Origin of the sequence: uncultured Dialister sp., assembly GCF_900541605.1 — a bacterium.
Taxonomy (GTDB): Bacteria; Bacillota; Negativicutes; order Veillonellales; family Dialisteraceae; genus Dialister.
In genome coordinates, this window is sequence record NZ_UQKJ01000047.1 from 1 (window position 1) to 14,830 (window position 14,830).

Here is a 14,830-nt window from a genome sequence, read left to right on the forward strand (position 1 = left end):
ATGAAGTGGAAGGTGGCCTGCCATGCAGGGGAATTTCCACGGAGCAGTTCATTCAGGAAATGAACGTAGGAGGTTTATGTAATGTCGAAACAGGAAAAAATCAGAATTCGGCTGAAAGGCTATGATCACAAAGCTGTTGATCAGAGCGCAGCGAAGATCGCGGAGACTGCCAAGAGAACAGGCTCCCGTGTCTCCGGTCCGATTCCGCTTCCCACGGAACGGAATGTGTACACCATTCTCCGTTCGCCACATGTCAACAAGGACAGCCGCGAACAGTTTGAAATGCGTATTCACAAGAGACTTATTGACATTCTCGATCCGTCCAAGAAGACCGCGGATGCACTGATGAGACTGGAACTCCCAGCCGGCGTCAGCATTGATATTAAACTGTAAGGAGGTGCAAAGATGTCTAAGGCTATTTTGGGAACAAAATTAGGAATGTCCCAGGTATTCGCTGAAAACGGCGACCTGGTTCCGGTAAGTGTTATTGAAGTTCTGCCAAACGTTGTAGCAGCTGTTAAAACCGTTGAAAGCGATGGATACAATGCTGTTCAGCTCGGTTATGGCGCTGTCAAAGAAAAACATTTGACAAAACCTGTAAAAGGCCAGTTCGAAAAAGCTGGTATTGATCCGGTTAAATATCTGCGTGAATACAGACTCGCTGAAAAGCCGTCTTACACAGTAGGCCAAACTCTGGCTGCTGATATCTTCGCAGAAGGCGAAATTGTAGACGTAATTGGCACCAGCCGGGGCAAAGGCTTTGCCGGCACGATTAAACGTCACAATCACCAGCGCGGCCCTGAAAGCCACGGCTCCAAAAACCATCGTCAGACAGCATCCCTCGGTGCTCGTATGTCCGGCGGCGGCGGAAAAGTATTCAAAGGCAAGAAGATGCCTGGCCAGCTGGGCGGAGAAAGAGTCACTGTCCAGCATCTTCAGGTAGTAAGAGTTGATACTGCCCGTAATCTGATGCTTGTCAAAGGCGGGATCCCCGGTGCTAAGGGAAGCCTCGTCATGGTACAGGAAACCGTTAAACCTGTAAAATAATATTGTCCGGAACAACAGAAAATTGTTCTGATTAAGGGAGGAACATCTCAATGCCGAAAGTAAAGCTGTATAATGTAGCCGGCCAGGAAACCGGTGAAATAGAGCTGAATGACAGTGTCTTTGGCGTAGACTATAACGAAGCTGTCATTCACCAGGCAGTGGTGCGCCAGATGGCTAACGAACGTCTTGGCACCCATGCCACAAAGACAAGAGGCCTCGTCCGCGGCGGCGGCAAGAAGCCCTGGAAACAGAAAGGCACAGGCCGTGCCAGAGTCGGATCCATCCGCTCCCCACTGTGGGTTGGCGGCGGCACCGTATTCGGACCGACCCCGAGAAGCCATGCCAAGGCTATGCCGAGAAAGGCTCGCCAGCTGGCTGTAAAGTCCGCACTGTCCGAAAAACTTCGTGCTAACGAAATCGTCGTTCTCGACGGCATCCATTTCGACGCACCGAAGACAAAGGAAGTTGTCAAAATGCTGGCAGCTTTCAAAGCAGAAGGCAAAGCCCTCATCGTTGATGGCGGCGAAGCATGCGGCAACACCGTTCTTTCCGCAAGAAACATTCCTGGTGTAAAAGCCTATGCTCCCAGCGGAATCAACATCTATGATATTGTAAATTACGATAAACTTTTCCTGACCCAGGACGCTGTAAAGAAGATTGAGGAGGTACTGGCATAATGGAAGCACGTGACATCCTCATTAAACCGATTATTACAGAAAAAACCACAGCCCTCATGGAAGAAAGAAAGTACACATTCCGCGTACCTCTTTCTGCTACTAAAGTAGAAATCCGTCAGGCTGTTGAACAGGTCTTCAAAGTAAAAGTTCAGGCTGTGAACACCATGCGTTATGAAGGCAAGATGAAACGTCTGGGCCGTACCCAGGGTCGTCGCAGTGATTGGAAGAAAGCAATTGTTACCCTCAAACCGGGCGAAACAATTGAGCTCTTCGAAGCGTAAAGGAGGAGTAATCATAAATGGCTTATAAATCATTTAAACCGTACACTCCCGGACGCCGTCAGATGACCGTTTCCACTTTCGAGGAAGTTACCACAGACAGACCGGAAAAATCCCTTCTGGCTCCTGTCCATAACCATGGCGGTCGTAATGGCTCCGGCAAAATGACAGTTCGCCATCAGGGCGGCGGTCATAAACGTCAGTACAGAATCATCGATTTCAAGAGAAATAAAGACAATATCCCGGCTAAGGTCGCTACTATCGAATACGATCCGAACCGTACCTGCCGTATCGCTCTGCTCCAGTATGCAGATGGTGAAAAACGTTACATCCTGGCTCCGAAAGGCCTCCAGGTTGGCGACGTTGTTACCAGTGGTCCGGAATCCGATATTAAAGTAGGCAACTGCCTGCCTCTCCAGAACATTCCTCTTGGTACTGTTGTACACAATGTGGAACTGAAAATCGGCAAAGGCGGCCAGATGGTCCGTTCTGCCGGTGCCAGCGCACAGCTCATGGCTAAAGAAGGGGACTATGCACTCCTCCGCCTGCCTTCCGGCGAACTGCGCAGAGTACACATCCGCTGCCGCGCAACCATCGGTGCTGTAGGCAACGATGACCATGAAAACATTACACTCGGCAAAGCCGGCAGAAACCGCTGGCTCGGCGTTCGTCCGACCACCCGCGGCGTTGTAATGAACCCGAATGATCATCCGCATGGCGGCGGCGAAGGTAAAGCTCCTGTCGGACGTAAGCGTCCTGTTACCCCGTGGGGCAAGCCTGCTTACGGCGTGAAGACCCGCGACAACAGAAAAGCGTCTACTAAGCTGATCGTTAAGAGACGCAAGTAAGATAAGGAGGAGTAAAAGTGTCCAGATCCGTAAAAAAAGGCCCGTTCGTTGCATACTCTCTGGTAAAGAAGATTGATGCCCTGAACGCAGCTAACGATAAGAAAATTGTAAAAACCTGGTCCCGTGCTTCTACTATCCTTCCGAGCTTCGTAGGTCACACCATTGCGATTCACGACGGAAGAAAGCATGTACCGGTTTACATCACTGAAGATATGGTTGGCCATAAGCTTGGTGAATTCGCTCCGACCCGCACATTCAAGGGCCACAACAAGAGTGATAAAGCCGCTGCTGCCGCTGGTAAATAACAGGGAGGAATAAAATGGAAGTTCAGGCTATTTCTAGAAATGTCCGCATTTCTCCCCGCAAGGTCCGCATTGTAGCAAACCTTGTCCGCGGTAAAAAAGCGGGAGAAGCTATTTCCATTCTGCGCAACACCCATAAGGCAGCTTCCATCGTTGTCGAAAAGACCCTGAGAAGCGCTATGGCAAATGCAGAAAACAACAACAACATGAACATTGATAATCTCTACATCTCCACAATTTATGTAGATGCAGGCCCGATTATGAAGCGTGTACATCCACGTTCCCGTGGACAGGCTTTCGGGATTATGAAACGTACCAGCACACTGACGGTAAAAGTTTCTGAAAAAGAGTAATCGAAGGAGGGAAACGTTTTGGGTCAGAAAGTTAATCCGCATGGAATGCGTGTAGGCGTGATCGATGACTGGGATTCCAAATGGTTTGCAGAAAAAGATTATGCTGCACTGCTTGTGGAAGATGCCAAAATCCGCCAGTTTTTGAAGAAGCACCTGTTTGCCGCAGGCATTTCCAAGATTGGCATTAAACGCGTAGGCAACAGAGTAAAGCTTGCCATTTATACTGCTAAACCGGGCATGGTCATCGGCCGTGGCGGCACAGGCATTGAAGACATCAAGAAGGCACTCGCTGCTGTAACAGATAAAGATGTTGATATCGATATCCTCGAAATCAAATCCATCGACATGAGCGCTATCCTCGTTGCTGAAAACATTGCTTCCCAGCTGGAAAGACGTATCGGCTTCCGCCGTGCCGTTAAACAGGCTGTAGGAAGAACCATGCGCAGCGGCGCTAAGGGTATTAAGGTAACCGTATCCGGTCGTCTCGGCGGTGCAGAAATTGCCCGCAGTGAAAGCTACCGTGAAGGTTCCATTCCCCTTCAGACTCTCCGCGCCAACATTGACTACGGTGTAACCGCAGCTCACACCACCTATGGTGCTATCGGCGTTAAAGTCTGGATTTATAAAGGCGAACTCGCACCGGGCCAGGTAGTGGATGAAAATGAAAACACCCGCTCCAACAAGGACCGTAACAACCGCCATGACGGCAACAGAAGAGGCGGCCGCCGCGGTGATCGTAGAGAACGCAGACCGAGAACCTCTGAAAGGAGTGATTCCTGATGTTAATTCCAAAGCGTACAAAGTTCCGTAAACAGTTCCGCGGCCGTATGAAAGGCAAGGAACATCGTGGAAACACCGTAACTTACGGTGAATATGGCCTGGTTGCCCTGGAACCTTCCTGGATTACCAGCCGTCAGATCGAAGCAGCCCGTATTGCTATGACCCGTTATACAAAACGTGGCGGCAAGGTCTGGATCAAGATTTTCCCGGACAAGCCGGTTTCCGCAAAACCGATTGGTACCCGTCAGGGCTCCGGCAAAGGCGCCGTAGAATACTGGGCAGCCGTTGTTAGACCGGGCCGTGTTATGTTCGAAATGGGCGGCATCCCCATCGAAGCTGCTAAGGAAGCAATGCGCCTTGCAGGTCATAAACTGCCGATCAAGACAAAGTTTGTAGTTAAAGGACAAGAAGTGGCAGGTGAATAAAATGAAGGTCAATGAAATTCGTAACCTGAGCACTGCCGAATTAGATGAAAAGGTTGCCGGCTTAAAGGAAGAACTGTTTAACCTCCGTTTTCAGCTCGCTACAGGACAGCTCGAAAACCCGATGCGTATTCGTGAAGTAAAGAAGACCATCGCCCGGATTAAAACTGTCCAGCGTGAAGAAGAATTGAAGGCTGCCAAGAAGGCATAACGGTTAATCCAAAGGAGGATCTCAACGTGGCAGAAGAAAGAAAGTTGCGCAAGGTGCGCCAGGGAATTGTTGTCAGCGATAAAATGGATAAAACCGTTGTTGTTGCTGTAGAACGTAAAGTTCCCCACAAGCTGTACAAAAAATCTATTAATACCACAACCAAGTTCAAAGCGCATGACGAAAACAACGAATGCCGTGTCGGTGATACGGTACGCATCGTCGAAACCCGCCCGCTGTCTCGCGACAAGCGTTGGAGAGTCGAGAAAATCGTTGCCCGCCAGAACTGATATAGAAAGATAATTATAGGAGGATAGGCACGATGATTCAGCAGGAAAGCAGACTCAACGTTGCGGATAATACCGGTGCTAAGAACGTCCTGGTAATTAAAGTCCTGGGTGGTTCCTTCCGTAAGAGCGGCAATATCGGTGATATTGTGGTTTGCACGGTCAAAGATGCAACCCCCGGCGGCGTTGTTAAGAAGGGCCAGGTAGTCAAGGCAGTTGTTGTTCGTTCTGTAAACGGCGTGAGCCGCAGCGACGGATCCCACATCCGCTTTGATGAAAACGCAGTTGTTATTATTAAAGACGACAAGAGCCCGGTAGGAACACGTATTTTTGGACCGGTAGCAAGAGAACTCCGTGAAAGAGATTTCATGAAGATCATTTCCCTGGCTCCGGAAGTGCTCTAATAGGGAGGCAAATGATGAGTCAGAAACTGCATGTAAAGACCGGAGACACAGTTGTCGTTATTTCCGGCAAGGATAAAGGCAAGCAGGGTAAAATCAAAGCTGCTATGCCGAAAGAAGGCCGTGTTGTCGTTGAAGGCGTAAACATGGTCAAGAAACACACAAAACCGAGCCAGGCTAACCCGAAGGGCGGCATCATTGAGAAGGAAGCTCCGATTTATGCGTCCAAGGTCATGATCCTGGATCCGGAATCCAAGAAACCGACCCGCATTAAGAAAGTCCAGCAGAAAGACGGTTCTTATGTAAGAGCAGCTGTCAAGAGCGGCGCTATTATTGATAAGGCCTGAGCGGGAAGGAGGATAACAAGTGTCCAGATTAAACGATTTGTACAAAGCGCAGATTAAAAACAGCCTGCGCGAAAAATTCGGCTACAAGAATGACATGGAAATCCCGAAGCTGGAAAAAATTGTCATCAACATCGGTGTAGGCGAAGCTACAGAAAACTCTAAAGCAGTGGATGCAGCTGCATCCGACCTTGCTGCAATCACCGGCCAGCAGCCGATGATCTGCAAAGCCCATAAATCCCTGGCTGCATGGCACATCCGTGAAGGAATGCCCCTGGGATGCAAAGTTACCCTTCGTGGTGACAGAATGTATGAATTCCTCGATCGTCTCATCAACATCGCTCTTCCCCGGGTTCGCGATTTCCGTGGCATCAGCGACCAGAGCTTCGACGGCCGTGGCAACTATGCATTCGGCGTAAAAGAACAGCTGATTTTCCCGGAAGTTGATTATGAAAAAATCGACCGCATCCGGGGCATGGATATCATTGTAGTAACAACGGCTAAGACCGATGAAGAAGCTCGTGAACTTCTGAGACAGTTCGGTATGCCGTTCAAGAAATAAGACGGAGGACAATATGGCAAAGAAGTCTATGTTGGAACGGGAGAAGAAGAGAGAACTCACCGTTCAGAAATATGCAGCCAAACGTCAGGCCCTGAAGGAAGCTAAGGACTGGGAAGCTCTTTCCAGACTGCCCCGCAACGCTTCTCCGACACGTCTGCATAATCGTTGCAAACTGACCGGCCGTCCCCACGGCTATATGCGTAAATTTGGAATCTGCCGTAACCAGTTCCGTGACCTGGCTTACAACGGCGACATTCCTGGAATTAAGAAAGCCAGCTGGTAATTCGGGAGGAGGATTAAATAATGGTAACAACCGATCCAATTGCGGATATGCTTACCCGTATTCGTAATGCGAACGATGCATATCATGATCATGTAGATATGCCTGCTTCTAAAATTAAGGCAGCTGTGCTCAAGATTTTAAAAGACGAAGGCTTTATCAAAAACGTAGAACAGATCGAAGTCGAAGGCCACAAGGAACTGCGTGTTTCCCTGAAATACGGTGCTAACCGTGAAAAGGTCATCAAAGGTCTGAAGAGAATTTCCAAACCGGGTCTCCGCGTCTATGCCAATAAGGAAGAACTCCCGAAGGTACTTGGCGGTCTCGGTATCGCAGTTATTTCCACATCCAAGGGCATTATGACTGACAAGGCTGCTCGCAGAGAAGGCCTTGGCGGCGAAGTTCTTGCGTTTGTCTGGTAATCCGTTGGAGGTATAGAATGTCAAGAATTGGCAAGAAACCTATTGCGGTCCCGGCTGGTGTGGAAGTCAAGATTGACGGCCATACAGTTACCGTAAAGGGTCCGAAAGGCACACTTTCCCGTACACTGAATGAAGAAATGGACATTAAGATGGAAAACAATGAAATCATCGTTACCCGTCCTAATGACGACATTAAGAATCGTTCCCTGCACGGACTGAACCGTACACTCATCAACAACATGGTTGTTGGTGTTACAAAGGGTTATGAAAAGAAACTCGAAATCCAGGGCGTCGGCTACAATGCCCAGATGCAGGGCAAAAACCTGAAACTGGCTCTCGGTTTCTCCCATCCGGTCATCATTACACCGCCGGAAGGCATCACCATCACAACTCCTTCCTCTGTTGTCATCGTCGTATCCGGTGCAGATAAGGAACTGGTTGGCCAGGTAGCAGCTGAAATCCGCGCCTGGAGAGAACCGGAACCTTACAAAGGCAAGGGTATCCGTTATTCCGGTGAATACGTACGCCGTAAGGCTGGTAAGACCGGCGCAACAAAGTAAGACAGGAGGTAAAAGAATATGCGTAAAAATGCAAGCAGAAATGCGGTTATTCGCCGTCATCTGCGTCTTCGTAAGAAAATCTCCGGTACTGCCGCTTGCCCGCGTCTCAATGTTTACAGATCTCTCGCTAACATTTATGCCCAGGTCATCGATGATGAAGCTGGCGTAACCCTGGTATCGGCTAATACCTTAGATAAAGAAATCAAAGCTCAGTTCCCCTATGGCGGAAACGCTGAAGCCGCTAAGGCTGTAGGTGCTCTCGTTGCAAAACGGGCCCTGGAAAAGGGAATTGAAACTGTAGTGTTCGACCGCGGTGGTTATATCTATCATGGCAGAGTGGCTGCTCTGGCTGAAGGTGCCCGCGAAGCCGGCCTGAAATTTTAAGGTAAAGGAGATAGCACATGCCAAGATTTGAGAAAAAAGAATCCGACTTACAGGAAAACGTCGTTTTCATCAACCGCGTTGCTAAAGTCGTAAAAGGCGGCCGCCGTTTTTCCTTCGCTGCAGTTGTAGTAGTCGGTGATGGCAAAGGTAAGGTAGGCGCAGGCCTGGGCAAGGCAGCCGAAGTTCCGGAAGCCATTCGCAAGGGCGTTGAAGACGCTAAGAAAAACATGATTACCGTTGCTCTGAAGAACGGAACCATTCCCCATCCTATGCTCGGCATCTATGGTGCAGGCAAGGTTATTATGAAACCGGCTGCTGAAGGTACCGGTATCAAAGCCGGCGGCCCGGTCCGTGCGGTACTCGCTCTCGCAGGCATTCGTAACATTCTGACCAAGTCCCTTGGCTCTTCTAACCCCATTAACATGGTTAGAGCTACCATGGACGGTCTCTCCAAGCTTGAAAATGCAGAAACTGTTGCAGCACTCCGCGGAAAGAGCCTGGACGAAATTTATAACTAAGGGGGCCCCTCATGAAAGTTATTATTACACTGAAAAAAAGCGTGATTGGCTCCAGACCTGAGCATATCGCTACTGTAAAGGCACTTGGCCTCCACAAGACCAATTCCTCTGTAGAAAAAGAACTTACCCCACAGATTAAGGGCATGATTCACTCTGTCCGTCATCTGGTTGAATGCAAAGAAGCAGAATAATACGAAGGAGGTGCACTGATGAAACTTCATGAACTGAAACCGGCAGAAGGCTCCACAAGAGCACGTCGTCGTGTAGGCAGAGGCCTCGGCAGCGGCATGGGCAAACAGGCCACCCGCGGTGCCAAGGGCCAGCATGCAAGAACCGGTCATTCCGGTGGTCCCCGTCCGGGATTTGAAGGCGGCCAGATGCCTCTGTACCGTCGCCTCCCGAAGCGCGGATTCAAAAATGTATTAGCTAAGGAATATGCAGTTGTTAATGTTGAACAGCTGAACCGTTTCGATGACAATGCCGTAGTAGATCCGGCTGCCCTCGTTGAAGCAGGTATCCTGAAAAACGTTCTCGATGGTGTACGTGTACTGGGTGACGGTGAACTGTCCAAGGCTCTGACCGTAAGAGCTCAGGGATTCTCCAAAACCGCCCAGCAGAAAATCGAAGCAGCAGGTGGAAAAGTAGAGGTGATCTGATATGGGATCTGCTTTAGCAAACTTTTTTGCAAATAAAGAACTCAAAGATCGCATTCTTTTCACTTTCCTGATGTTTGTCATCTTCCGTCTCGGGGTACATATCCCCGTGCCGGGGGTTGATTCATCGGTGATTGAAAGCCTGTTCACATCGGGTAACCTCTTCGGTTTCCTCGATCTCTTCGCCGGTGGTGCTCTCAGCAAATTCTCCATATTTGCCATGAGTATTACCCCATACATTAACTCATCCATTATTATGCAGCTCCTGACCGCCGTCATCCCTACCCTGGAAGAATGGAGAAAAGACGGTGCCGAAGGATACAAGAAAATCCAGAAGGTTACAAGATACTTCACTATTTTCCTGGCAGCTGTGCAGGCATTCGGTATGACCTATGCCCTGCGTATCAATAATGCTCTTGTTGATAACAGCTGGCTGTATTTTATTTTTGTTATCGTTGTCCTCACAGCAGGCACCTGCCTCCTCATGTGGATTGGCGATAAGATTACGGAACATGGTATCGGCAATGGTATTTCCCTGATCATCTTCTGCGGTATCGTAGCCCGCTTCCCGCAGGCTATCTCCACCGTAGTGGATTATCTGAAAGTCGGTACGATTTCTCCGTTCCAGCTTCTCCTGTTCCTGGTGATTGCACTGGCCATGATTCTTATGGTTATCGAAGTGAATGAAGGACAGAGAAGAATTCCTATCCAGTATGCCAAGCGCGTGATTGGACGCAGGATGTACGGCGGACATTCCACCTACCTGCCACTCAAAGTGAACCAGGCCGGCGTTATCCCCATCATCTTCGCTTCTTCCATTCTCATGCTGCCGATTACACTGGCCCAGTTCATTCATGTCAGCTGGGTACAGGCGGTGGGCAACTTCTTCGGATGGGGCACATGGCCAAATACCATCTGCTACGGTTTCCTCATTTTTATCTTCACCTACTTCTATACGGCGATTTCCGTCAATATCAAAGATCTGGCAGATAATATGAAGAAATATGGCGGTTTTATCCCAGGCATCCGCCCAGGACAGCCGACCATGATGTATGTGGATAAGGTATTGTCCAGAATTACTCTGACCGGTGCCATTTTCCTGGCCTTCATTGCAATCCTTCCGAACTTCATCGGAAACATTACCGGCATCCAGGGGGTATACTTCGGTGGTACATCCCTCCTCATTATTGTCGGTGTTGCACTGGATACCATGAGACAGGCCCAGTCGTATATGGTTACAAGAAACTATCAGGGCTTTATTAAATAAGGCTTTTGTTAAATAAGGAGTAGGGATATGTATATCTTATTAATGGGACCTCCCGGTGCCGGCAAAGGCACACAGGCAGAAAAACTCATTCGTGATTACGGCATCCCCCAGATTGCTACAGGCGACATGTTCCGTGCGGCTGTAAAATCAGGAACTGCTCTCGGCAAGGAAGCTAAAAGCTATATGGACAAGGGAGCCCTTGTTCCGGATAGTGTAACCGTGGGCATTGTGAAAGAAAGACTGGGGCAGGATGACTGCAAGAAGGGATGGATCCTTGATGGATTCCCCCGCACCACTGCCCAGGCTTCTGCCCTGGATGCCATTCTTCATGAACTGGGAATCCAGCTTACTGCTGTCATCGGTATCAAAGCAAACCGTGACGACATTATCAAGAGAGTAAGCGGCAGACTGGTCTGCAAGAAATGCGGAGCTTCCTTCCACAAGGAATTCCGTCCGCCCAAGCAGCCAGGTATCTGCGATAACTGCGGCGGTGAATTGTACCAGCGGGCTGATGATAATGAAAAGACCATCTCCCAGCGGCTTGATGTGTATGAAAAATCCACAAAGCCCCTCATCGATTACTACAAAGTAAGCGGCCGGTACTACGAAATCGACGGAGACCAGTCCATGGACAAGGTGTATGAAGATATCAAGGCTGCCCTGAAGAAGGCTTCCAAATGATCATCATCCACACACCGGAAGAGATAGAGAAAATTGCCGCAGCCAGCCGTCTGACTGCGGATACTCTCTCTATGCTCGAAAAAGCAGTAAAGCCGGGCATGAGCACTCTTGAGCTTGACCATCTGGCTGAAAAATTCATCAGGGATCACGGCGGAGTCCCGGCGGAAAAGGGATATGAAGGATATCCCGGTTCCATCTGTGCTTCGGTAAATGATACCGTAGTCCATGGAATTCCTTCTGCAAGAAAGATTTTAAAAAAAGGTGATATCATTTCAATCGATCTTGTGGTAGAATTAAATGGTTACATGGGTGATTCCTGTATCACTGTGCCTGTGGGACATACGAACAAGAAGAACATGCAGCTCATCAAAGCTACGGAAGGTGCCCTTTTTGCAGGGATCAAGCAGGCCGTAGTGGGCAACACGGTAGGTGACATCGGTCATGCGGTGGAGAGCTACGTGAAACCTTATGGGTATGGAGTCCTTAGGGAATATGTTGGCCACGGTATCGGAACGGATATGCACGAAGATCCGGAAATTCCGAATTACGGAACGCCAGGTCATGGGCCGCGTCTGGAAGAAGGCATGTGCATCTGCATTGAACCGATGATTACCATGGGCAGCGCAGATATCATCAGTCTTCGTGATGGCTGGGGTGTAGTGACAGCAGATGGAAAACCATCGGCTCACGTAGAACATACCATTGCCATTACTAAAGATGGTCCCAGAATTCTGACGCTCAGGGACTGATTTTCAGTTACCGGCGGACAGTATATATAGCCAAAGGAGGCTCTCATGAGCAAGGCAGACGTTATTGAACTGGAAGGCAAAGTAGTAGAAAAACTTCCAAACGCCATGTTCCGTGTTAAACTGGAAAACGGCGGCCATATTGTGCTGGCTACTATTTCCGGCAAAATGAGGATGAATTTCATCCGTATACTGCCCGGAGATAAGGTAACCATCGAATTGACGCCCTACGATCTGGAGCACGGCAGGATTACCTATCGTTACAAGTAAGTAAGGAGGAACCAAGATGAAAGTCAGACCGTCCGTTAAAAAGATGTGCGACAAGTGCAAGATCATCAAACGCAAAGGCCGTGTAATGGTCATTTGTGAAAATCCGAAACATAAGCAGAGACAAGGTTAATTAAAAGGAGGTTAAAGAGTAGATGGCACGTATAGCTGGTGTAGACTTACCAAGAGATAAGCGCGTTGAGATCGGCTTAACTTATATTTATGGAATTGGCCCCACTCTTTCCAAAGAAATCTTAAGCAAAGCAGGAATCAATCCTGATATCCGAGTTAGAGATCTGACTGAAGATGACGTTGCAAAAATCCGCAACGCCCTCGCTGACTACAAAGTCGAAGGTGATCTCCGTAGAGAAGAATCCCTCAACATTAAACGGCTCGTTGAAATTGGATCCTATAGAGGCAGACGTCATCGTGAAGGCCTGCCGGTACGGGGACAGAGAACAAAGACCAATGCCCGTACACGCAAGGGACCGAAGAAGACAATTGCAGGTAAGAAGACTGCAACAAAGAAGTAATGTTGAAGGAGGGATACAATGGCTACGGTAAAAACTAAAGCAAAAAGAAAAGAAAGAAAACATGTAGAATCCGGTGCAGCTCATATTCGTTCTACTTTCAACAACACGATTGTAACGATTACTGACTCCAACGGCAACACCATCGCCTGGGCATCTGCCGGTGGACTCGGATTCAAAGGCTCCCGCAAGAGCACACCATTCGCAGCACAGATGGCAGCAGAACAGGCTGCCAAGGTTGCTATTGACCAGGGCATGCGTTCCGCTGATGTCTTTGTAAAAGGACCGGGCGCAGGCCGTGAAGCAGCTATCCGTGCACTGCAGGCAGCAGGCATCGAAGTCAGCAGCATTAAGGACGTCACCCCGATTCCGCATAACGGCTGCCGTCCTCCGAAACGCAGAAGAGTATAATCTAGGTATATCCTTTCTGTTTCATTTTGGCGCCGCAAGGCGCAGAAGGAGGACTTTCGGATGATCGAAAATACAAGCTTCACAATAAAGACTGTGGAACTGAGCGATGACAAGCGTCACGGCAAGTTCGAATGCGAACCGCTGGAAAGAGGCTATGGCATCACACTGGGAAACAGCTTACGTCGCGTGTTGCTTTCATCTTTAGACGGTGTGGCTATTACGTCTATCAAAATCGACGGCGTGCTTCATGAATTTTCCACTATCGACGGCGTCAGAGAAGATGTAACAGATATGATTCTGAACCTGAAGAAGATTCGCTTTATCGCTCATGACGAAGCAACCTTCCCCATCACTGTAAGAATCGATATCACTAAAGAGGGTATTTTCCGTGCCGGTGACATGGTATTACCGGCAGAAATAGATGTTCTCAATAAAGATCTGGCCATCTGCACACTGGATTCCGATGCCCATCTGGGTATGGAAATGACCATCAATCGTGGACATGGCTATGTACCTTTCACAAAGAACAAAAGGGACGACGACGTTATCGGCGTAATCCCGATCGACTCCATTTATTCTCCTGTTGTTAAATGCAATTACGAAGTCAGCGATACCCGCGTAGGTAATGAAATGGACTACGATAAGCTGACTCTGGAAGTGGATACCGACGGCTCCGTCAATGCAGATGATGCAGTGGCTACAGCTGCCAATATCCTTATCAGCTGCTTTGAAAACTTCCGCAAAATCGGCGTAAGCCAGCCCGGCAGTGAACCGGCAGAGGGGGAAGCAGAAGAAGCAGCACCGACTGCCCAGGAAGAAAAAGTCAATGAAGACGCTATCCGTGAACTCCCCATTGAAGAACTGGATCTGTCGGTCCGTGCATTTAACTGCCTGAAGAGAGCCGAAATCAACACCATCGGTGAATTGACAGACAAGACAGAAGATGAATTGACCCGTGTACGCAACCTTGGTAAAAAATCGGTAGATGAAATCAGAGAAAAACTGGCTAACTTCCGGGATTATGGACTTCATCTGAAAGATTCCAAGGATTGATATAGTAATAGGAGGAAAGAAATGGCTCGTAGTAGATTGAGAAGAGTCAGCGGTGCCCGTAAGGCCCTGCTGCGCAGTCTCGTAACCGCCCTTTTCCAGCATGGCCAGATCAGGACAACTGAATCCAAGGCCAAGGAACTCCGCCACGTAGCTGACAAGATGATCTCCCTCGCTAAGAGAGGCGATCTCCATGCCCGCCGCCAGGCTGAAGGTTTCATCATGGACAAGGCTGTAACAAAGAAACTGTTTGATGAAATTGCAAAGAAATACACCGATCGCAACGGCGGTTATACCCGCATTGTGAAACTGGATGGCCGCCTCGGCGATAACGCTCCTGAAGTTATCATTTCCCTGGTTGACTGATCTTCGGTAACAGATAAAACGTGAGTCCCCTGTGGGACTCACGTTTTTACTTTGTCTTATTTTGTATACAATTGCGGTTTATCGAGCTGTTGGTATTCGGTGCTGGTGTATAGAGTCATTCGCATGGAGCTTCTAGGGAAGCACTGATTAAATCGTTGTTCGATTATACTCTTGTATTTTCATGCA

At 48.9% G+C, this 14,830-nt stretch carries 30 protein-coding genes; all 30 read left to right on the forward strand.

Annotated elements, in window-relative coordinates:
• Positions 1–81: 81 nt before the first annotated feature.
• The 30 genes from rpsJ to rplQ are packed head-to-tail and all read left to right on the forward strand — an operon-like array spanning position 82 to position 14,644.
• The gene (gene rpsJ / locus QZR21_RS04690) at positions 82–393 is read left to right on the forward strand and encodes a 30S ribosomal protein S10 (RefSeq protein WP_008859800.1); all 312 of its coding nucleotides are present in this window, start codon (positions 82–84) and stop codon (positions 391–393) included.
• A gap of 12 nt (positions 394–405) precedes the next feature.
• Positions 406–1,047 (forward strand): 50S ribosomal protein L3, encoded by a 642-nt coding sequence (rplC, locus tag QZR21_RS04695; RefSeq protein ID WP_296096853.1) that lies wholly within the window; start codon positions 406–408, stop codon positions 1,045–1,047.
• Positions 1,048–1,097: 50 nt separating this feature from the next.
• Positions 1,098–1,724, forward strand: a complete 627-nt coding sequence (gene rplD / locus QZR21_RS04700; protein ID WP_296096856.1) for a 50S ribosomal protein L4 — start codon at positions 1,098–1,100, stop codon at positions 1,722–1,724.
• Positions 1,724–2,005: a 50S ribosomal protein L23 gene (gene rplW / locus QZR21_RS04705; RefSeq protein WP_296096858.1), complete on the forward strand. Its 282-nt coding sequence runs from the start codon at positions 1,724–1,726 to the stop codon at positions 2,003–2,005. Before rplD ends, rplW begins: the two co-directional genes overlap by 1 nt.
• A gap of 17 nt (positions 2,006–2,022) precedes the next feature.
• Positions 2,023–2,850 carry a 50S ribosomal protein L2 gene (rplB, locus tag QZR21_RS04710; RefSeq protein WP_296096861.1) on the forward strand — a complete coding sequence of 276 codons (828 nt, stop codon included), beginning with the start codon at positions 2,023–2,025 and terminating at the stop codon, positions 2,848–2,850.
• A 17-nt stretch (positions 2,851–2,867) separates the two neighbouring features.
• Positions 2,868–3,155, forward strand: a complete 288-nt coding sequence (gene rpsS / locus QZR21_RS04715; protein ID WP_296096864.1) for a 30S ribosomal protein S19 — start codon at positions 2,868–2,870, stop codon at positions 3,153–3,155.
• A gap of 14 nt (positions 3,156–3,169) precedes the next feature.
• Positions 3,170–3,505: a 50S ribosomal protein L22 gene (gene rplV / locus QZR21_RS04720; protein ID WP_008859806.1), complete on the forward strand. Its 336-nt coding sequence runs from the start codon at positions 3,170–3,172 to the stop codon at positions 3,503–3,505.
• An 18-nt stretch (positions 3,506–3,523) separates the two neighbouring features.
• Positions 3,524–4,285, forward strand: a complete 762-nt coding sequence (gene rpsC / locus QZR21_RS04725; RefSeq protein ID WP_296096868.1) for a 30S ribosomal protein S3 — start codon at positions 3,524–3,526, stop codon at positions 4,283–4,285.
• A complete protein-coding gene (gene rplP, locus QZR21_RS04730) occupies positions 4,285–4,710 on the forward strand; it encodes a 50S ribosomal protein L16 (RefSeq protein ID WP_296096870.1) in 426 nt (141 codons plus the stop codon). Before rpsC ends, rplP begins: the two co-directional genes overlap by 1 nt.
• A gap of 1 nt (position 4,711) precedes the next feature.
• Positions 4,712–4,918 carry a 50S ribosomal protein L29 gene (gene rpmC / locus QZR21_RS04735; RefSeq protein ID WP_291057848.1) on the forward strand — a complete coding sequence of 69 codons (207 nt, stop codon included), beginning with the start codon at positions 4,712–4,714 and terminating at the stop codon, positions 4,916–4,918.
• Between the two features lie 26 nt (positions 4,919–4,944).
• Positions 4,945–5,205: a 30S ribosomal protein S17 gene (gene rpsQ, locus QZR21_RS04740; RefSeq protein WP_040380320.1), complete on the forward strand. Its 261-nt coding sequence runs from the start codon at positions 4,945–4,947 to the stop codon at positions 5,203–5,205.
• Between the two features lie 32 nt (positions 5,206–5,237).
• Positions 5,238–5,606, forward strand: a complete 369-nt coding sequence (gene rplN / locus QZR21_RS04745; protein WP_008859811.1) for a 50S ribosomal protein L14 — start codon at positions 5,238–5,240, stop codon at positions 5,604–5,606.
• 14 nt (positions 5,607–5,620) lie between these two features.
• A complete protein-coding gene (gene rplX / locus QZR21_RS04750; protein ID WP_296096880.1) occupies positions 5,621–5,950 on the forward strand; it encodes a 50S ribosomal protein L24 in 330 nt (109 codons plus the stop codon).
• 19 nt (positions 5,951–5,969) lie between these two features.
• Positions 5,970–6,509 carry a 50S ribosomal protein L5 gene (gene rplE, locus QZR21_RS04755; protein WP_296096883.1) on the forward strand — a complete coding sequence of 180 codons (540 nt, stop codon included), beginning with the start codon at positions 5,970–5,972 and terminating at the stop codon, positions 6,507–6,509.
• Positions 6,510–6,522: 13 nt separating this feature from the next.
• Positions 6,523–6,792 (forward strand): 30S ribosomal protein S14, encoded by a 270-nt coding sequence (gene rpsN, locus QZR21_RS04760; RefSeq protein ID WP_296096885.1) that lies wholly within the window; start codon positions 6,523–6,525, stop codon positions 6,790–6,792.
• Between the two features lie 20 nt (positions 6,793–6,812).
• Positions 6,813–7,211: a 30S ribosomal protein S8 gene (gene rpsH, locus QZR21_RS04765; RefSeq protein WP_296096888.1), complete on the forward strand. Its 399-nt coding sequence runs from the start codon at positions 6,813–6,815 to the stop codon at positions 7,209–7,211.
• A 17-nt stretch (positions 7,212–7,228) separates the two neighbouring features.
• Positions 7,229–7,771, forward strand: a complete 543-nt coding sequence (gene rplF / locus QZR21_RS04770; protein WP_296096891.1) for a 50S ribosomal protein L6 — start codon at positions 7,229–7,231, stop codon at positions 7,769–7,771.
• An 18-nt stretch (positions 7,772–7,789) separates the two neighbouring features.
• Positions 7,790–8,155, forward strand: coding sequence for a 50S ribosomal protein L18 (rplR, locus tag QZR21_RS04775; RefSeq protein WP_296096895.1), 366 nt, complete (start codon positions 7,790–7,792; stop codon positions 8,153–8,155).
• A gap of 17 nt (positions 8,156–8,172) precedes the next feature.
• Positions 8,173–8,673: a 30S ribosomal protein S5 gene (rpsE, locus tag QZR21_RS04780; RefSeq protein ID WP_296096898.1), complete on the forward strand. Its 501-nt coding sequence runs from the start codon at positions 8,173–8,175 to the stop codon at positions 8,671–8,673.
• 11 nt (positions 8,674–8,684) lie between these two features.
• A complete protein-coding gene (gene rpmD / locus QZR21_RS04785; RefSeq protein WP_296096906.1) occupies positions 8,685–8,864 on the forward strand; it encodes a 50S ribosomal protein L30 in 180 nt (59 codons plus the stop codon).
• Between the two features lie 18 nt (positions 8,865–8,882).
• A complete protein-coding gene (gene rplO / locus QZR21_RS04790; RefSeq protein ID WP_296096909.1) occupies positions 8,883–9,329 on the forward strand; it encodes a 50S ribosomal protein L15 in 447 nt (148 codons plus the stop codon).
• 1 nt (position 9,330) lies between these two features.
• Positions 9,331–10,593, forward strand: a complete 1,263-nt coding sequence (gene secY, locus QZR21_RS04795) for a preprotein translocase subunit SecY (protein WP_296096911.1) — start codon at positions 9,331–9,333, stop codon at positions 10,591–10,593.
• 27 nt (positions 10,594–10,620) lie between these two features.
• Positions 10,621–11,274, forward strand: a complete 654-nt coding sequence (locus QZR21_RS04800) for an adenylate kinase (protein WP_296096913.1) — start codon at positions 10,621–10,623, stop codon at positions 11,272–11,274.
• Positions 11,271–12,023, forward strand: coding sequence for a type I methionyl aminopeptidase (gene map / locus QZR21_RS04805; protein WP_296096916.1), 753 nt, complete (start codon positions 11,271–11,273; stop codon positions 12,021–12,023). Before QZR21_RS04800 ends, map begins: the two co-directional genes overlap by 4 nt.
• 45 nt (positions 12,024–12,068) lie before the next feature.
• Entirely contained in the window at positions 12,069–12,290 is a 222-nt protein-coding gene (infA, locus tag QZR21_RS04810) for a translation initiation factor IF-1 (protein WP_296096919.1), read from the forward strand.
• 16 nt (positions 12,291–12,306) lie between these two features.
• Complete coding sequence (gene rpmJ / locus QZR21_RS04815) at positions 12,307–12,420, forward strand: 50S ribosomal protein L36 (RefSeq protein ID WP_008859825.1); 114 nt, start codon at positions 12,307–12,309, stop codon at positions 12,418–12,420.
• A gap of 22 nt (positions 12,421–12,442) precedes the next feature.
• Complete coding sequence (gene rpsM / locus QZR21_RS04820; RefSeq protein ID WP_008859826.1) at positions 12,443–12,820, forward strand: 30S ribosomal protein S13; 378 nt, start codon at positions 12,443–12,445, stop codon at positions 12,818–12,820.
• 18 nt (positions 12,821–12,838) lie between these two features.
• On the forward strand, positions 12,839–13,228 hold the full coding sequence (gene rpsK / locus QZR21_RS04825) for a 30S ribosomal protein S11 (RefSeq protein WP_296096927.1): 390 nt from the start codon (positions 12,839–12,841) through the stop codon (positions 13,226–13,228).
• Between the two features lie 60 nt (positions 13,229–13,288).
• Positions 13,289–14,281, forward strand: coding sequence for a DNA-directed RNA polymerase subunit alpha (locus tag QZR21_RS04830; protein WP_296096930.1), 993 nt, complete (start codon positions 13,289–13,291; stop codon positions 14,279–14,281).
• Between the two features lie 21 nt (positions 14,282–14,302).
• A complete protein-coding gene (rplQ, locus tag QZR21_RS04835) occupies positions 14,303–14,644 on the forward strand; it encodes a 50S ribosomal protein L17 (RefSeq protein ID WP_296096934.1) in 342 nt (113 codons plus the stop codon).
• The last annotated feature ends 186 nt before the right edge of the window (positions 14,645–14,830 follow it).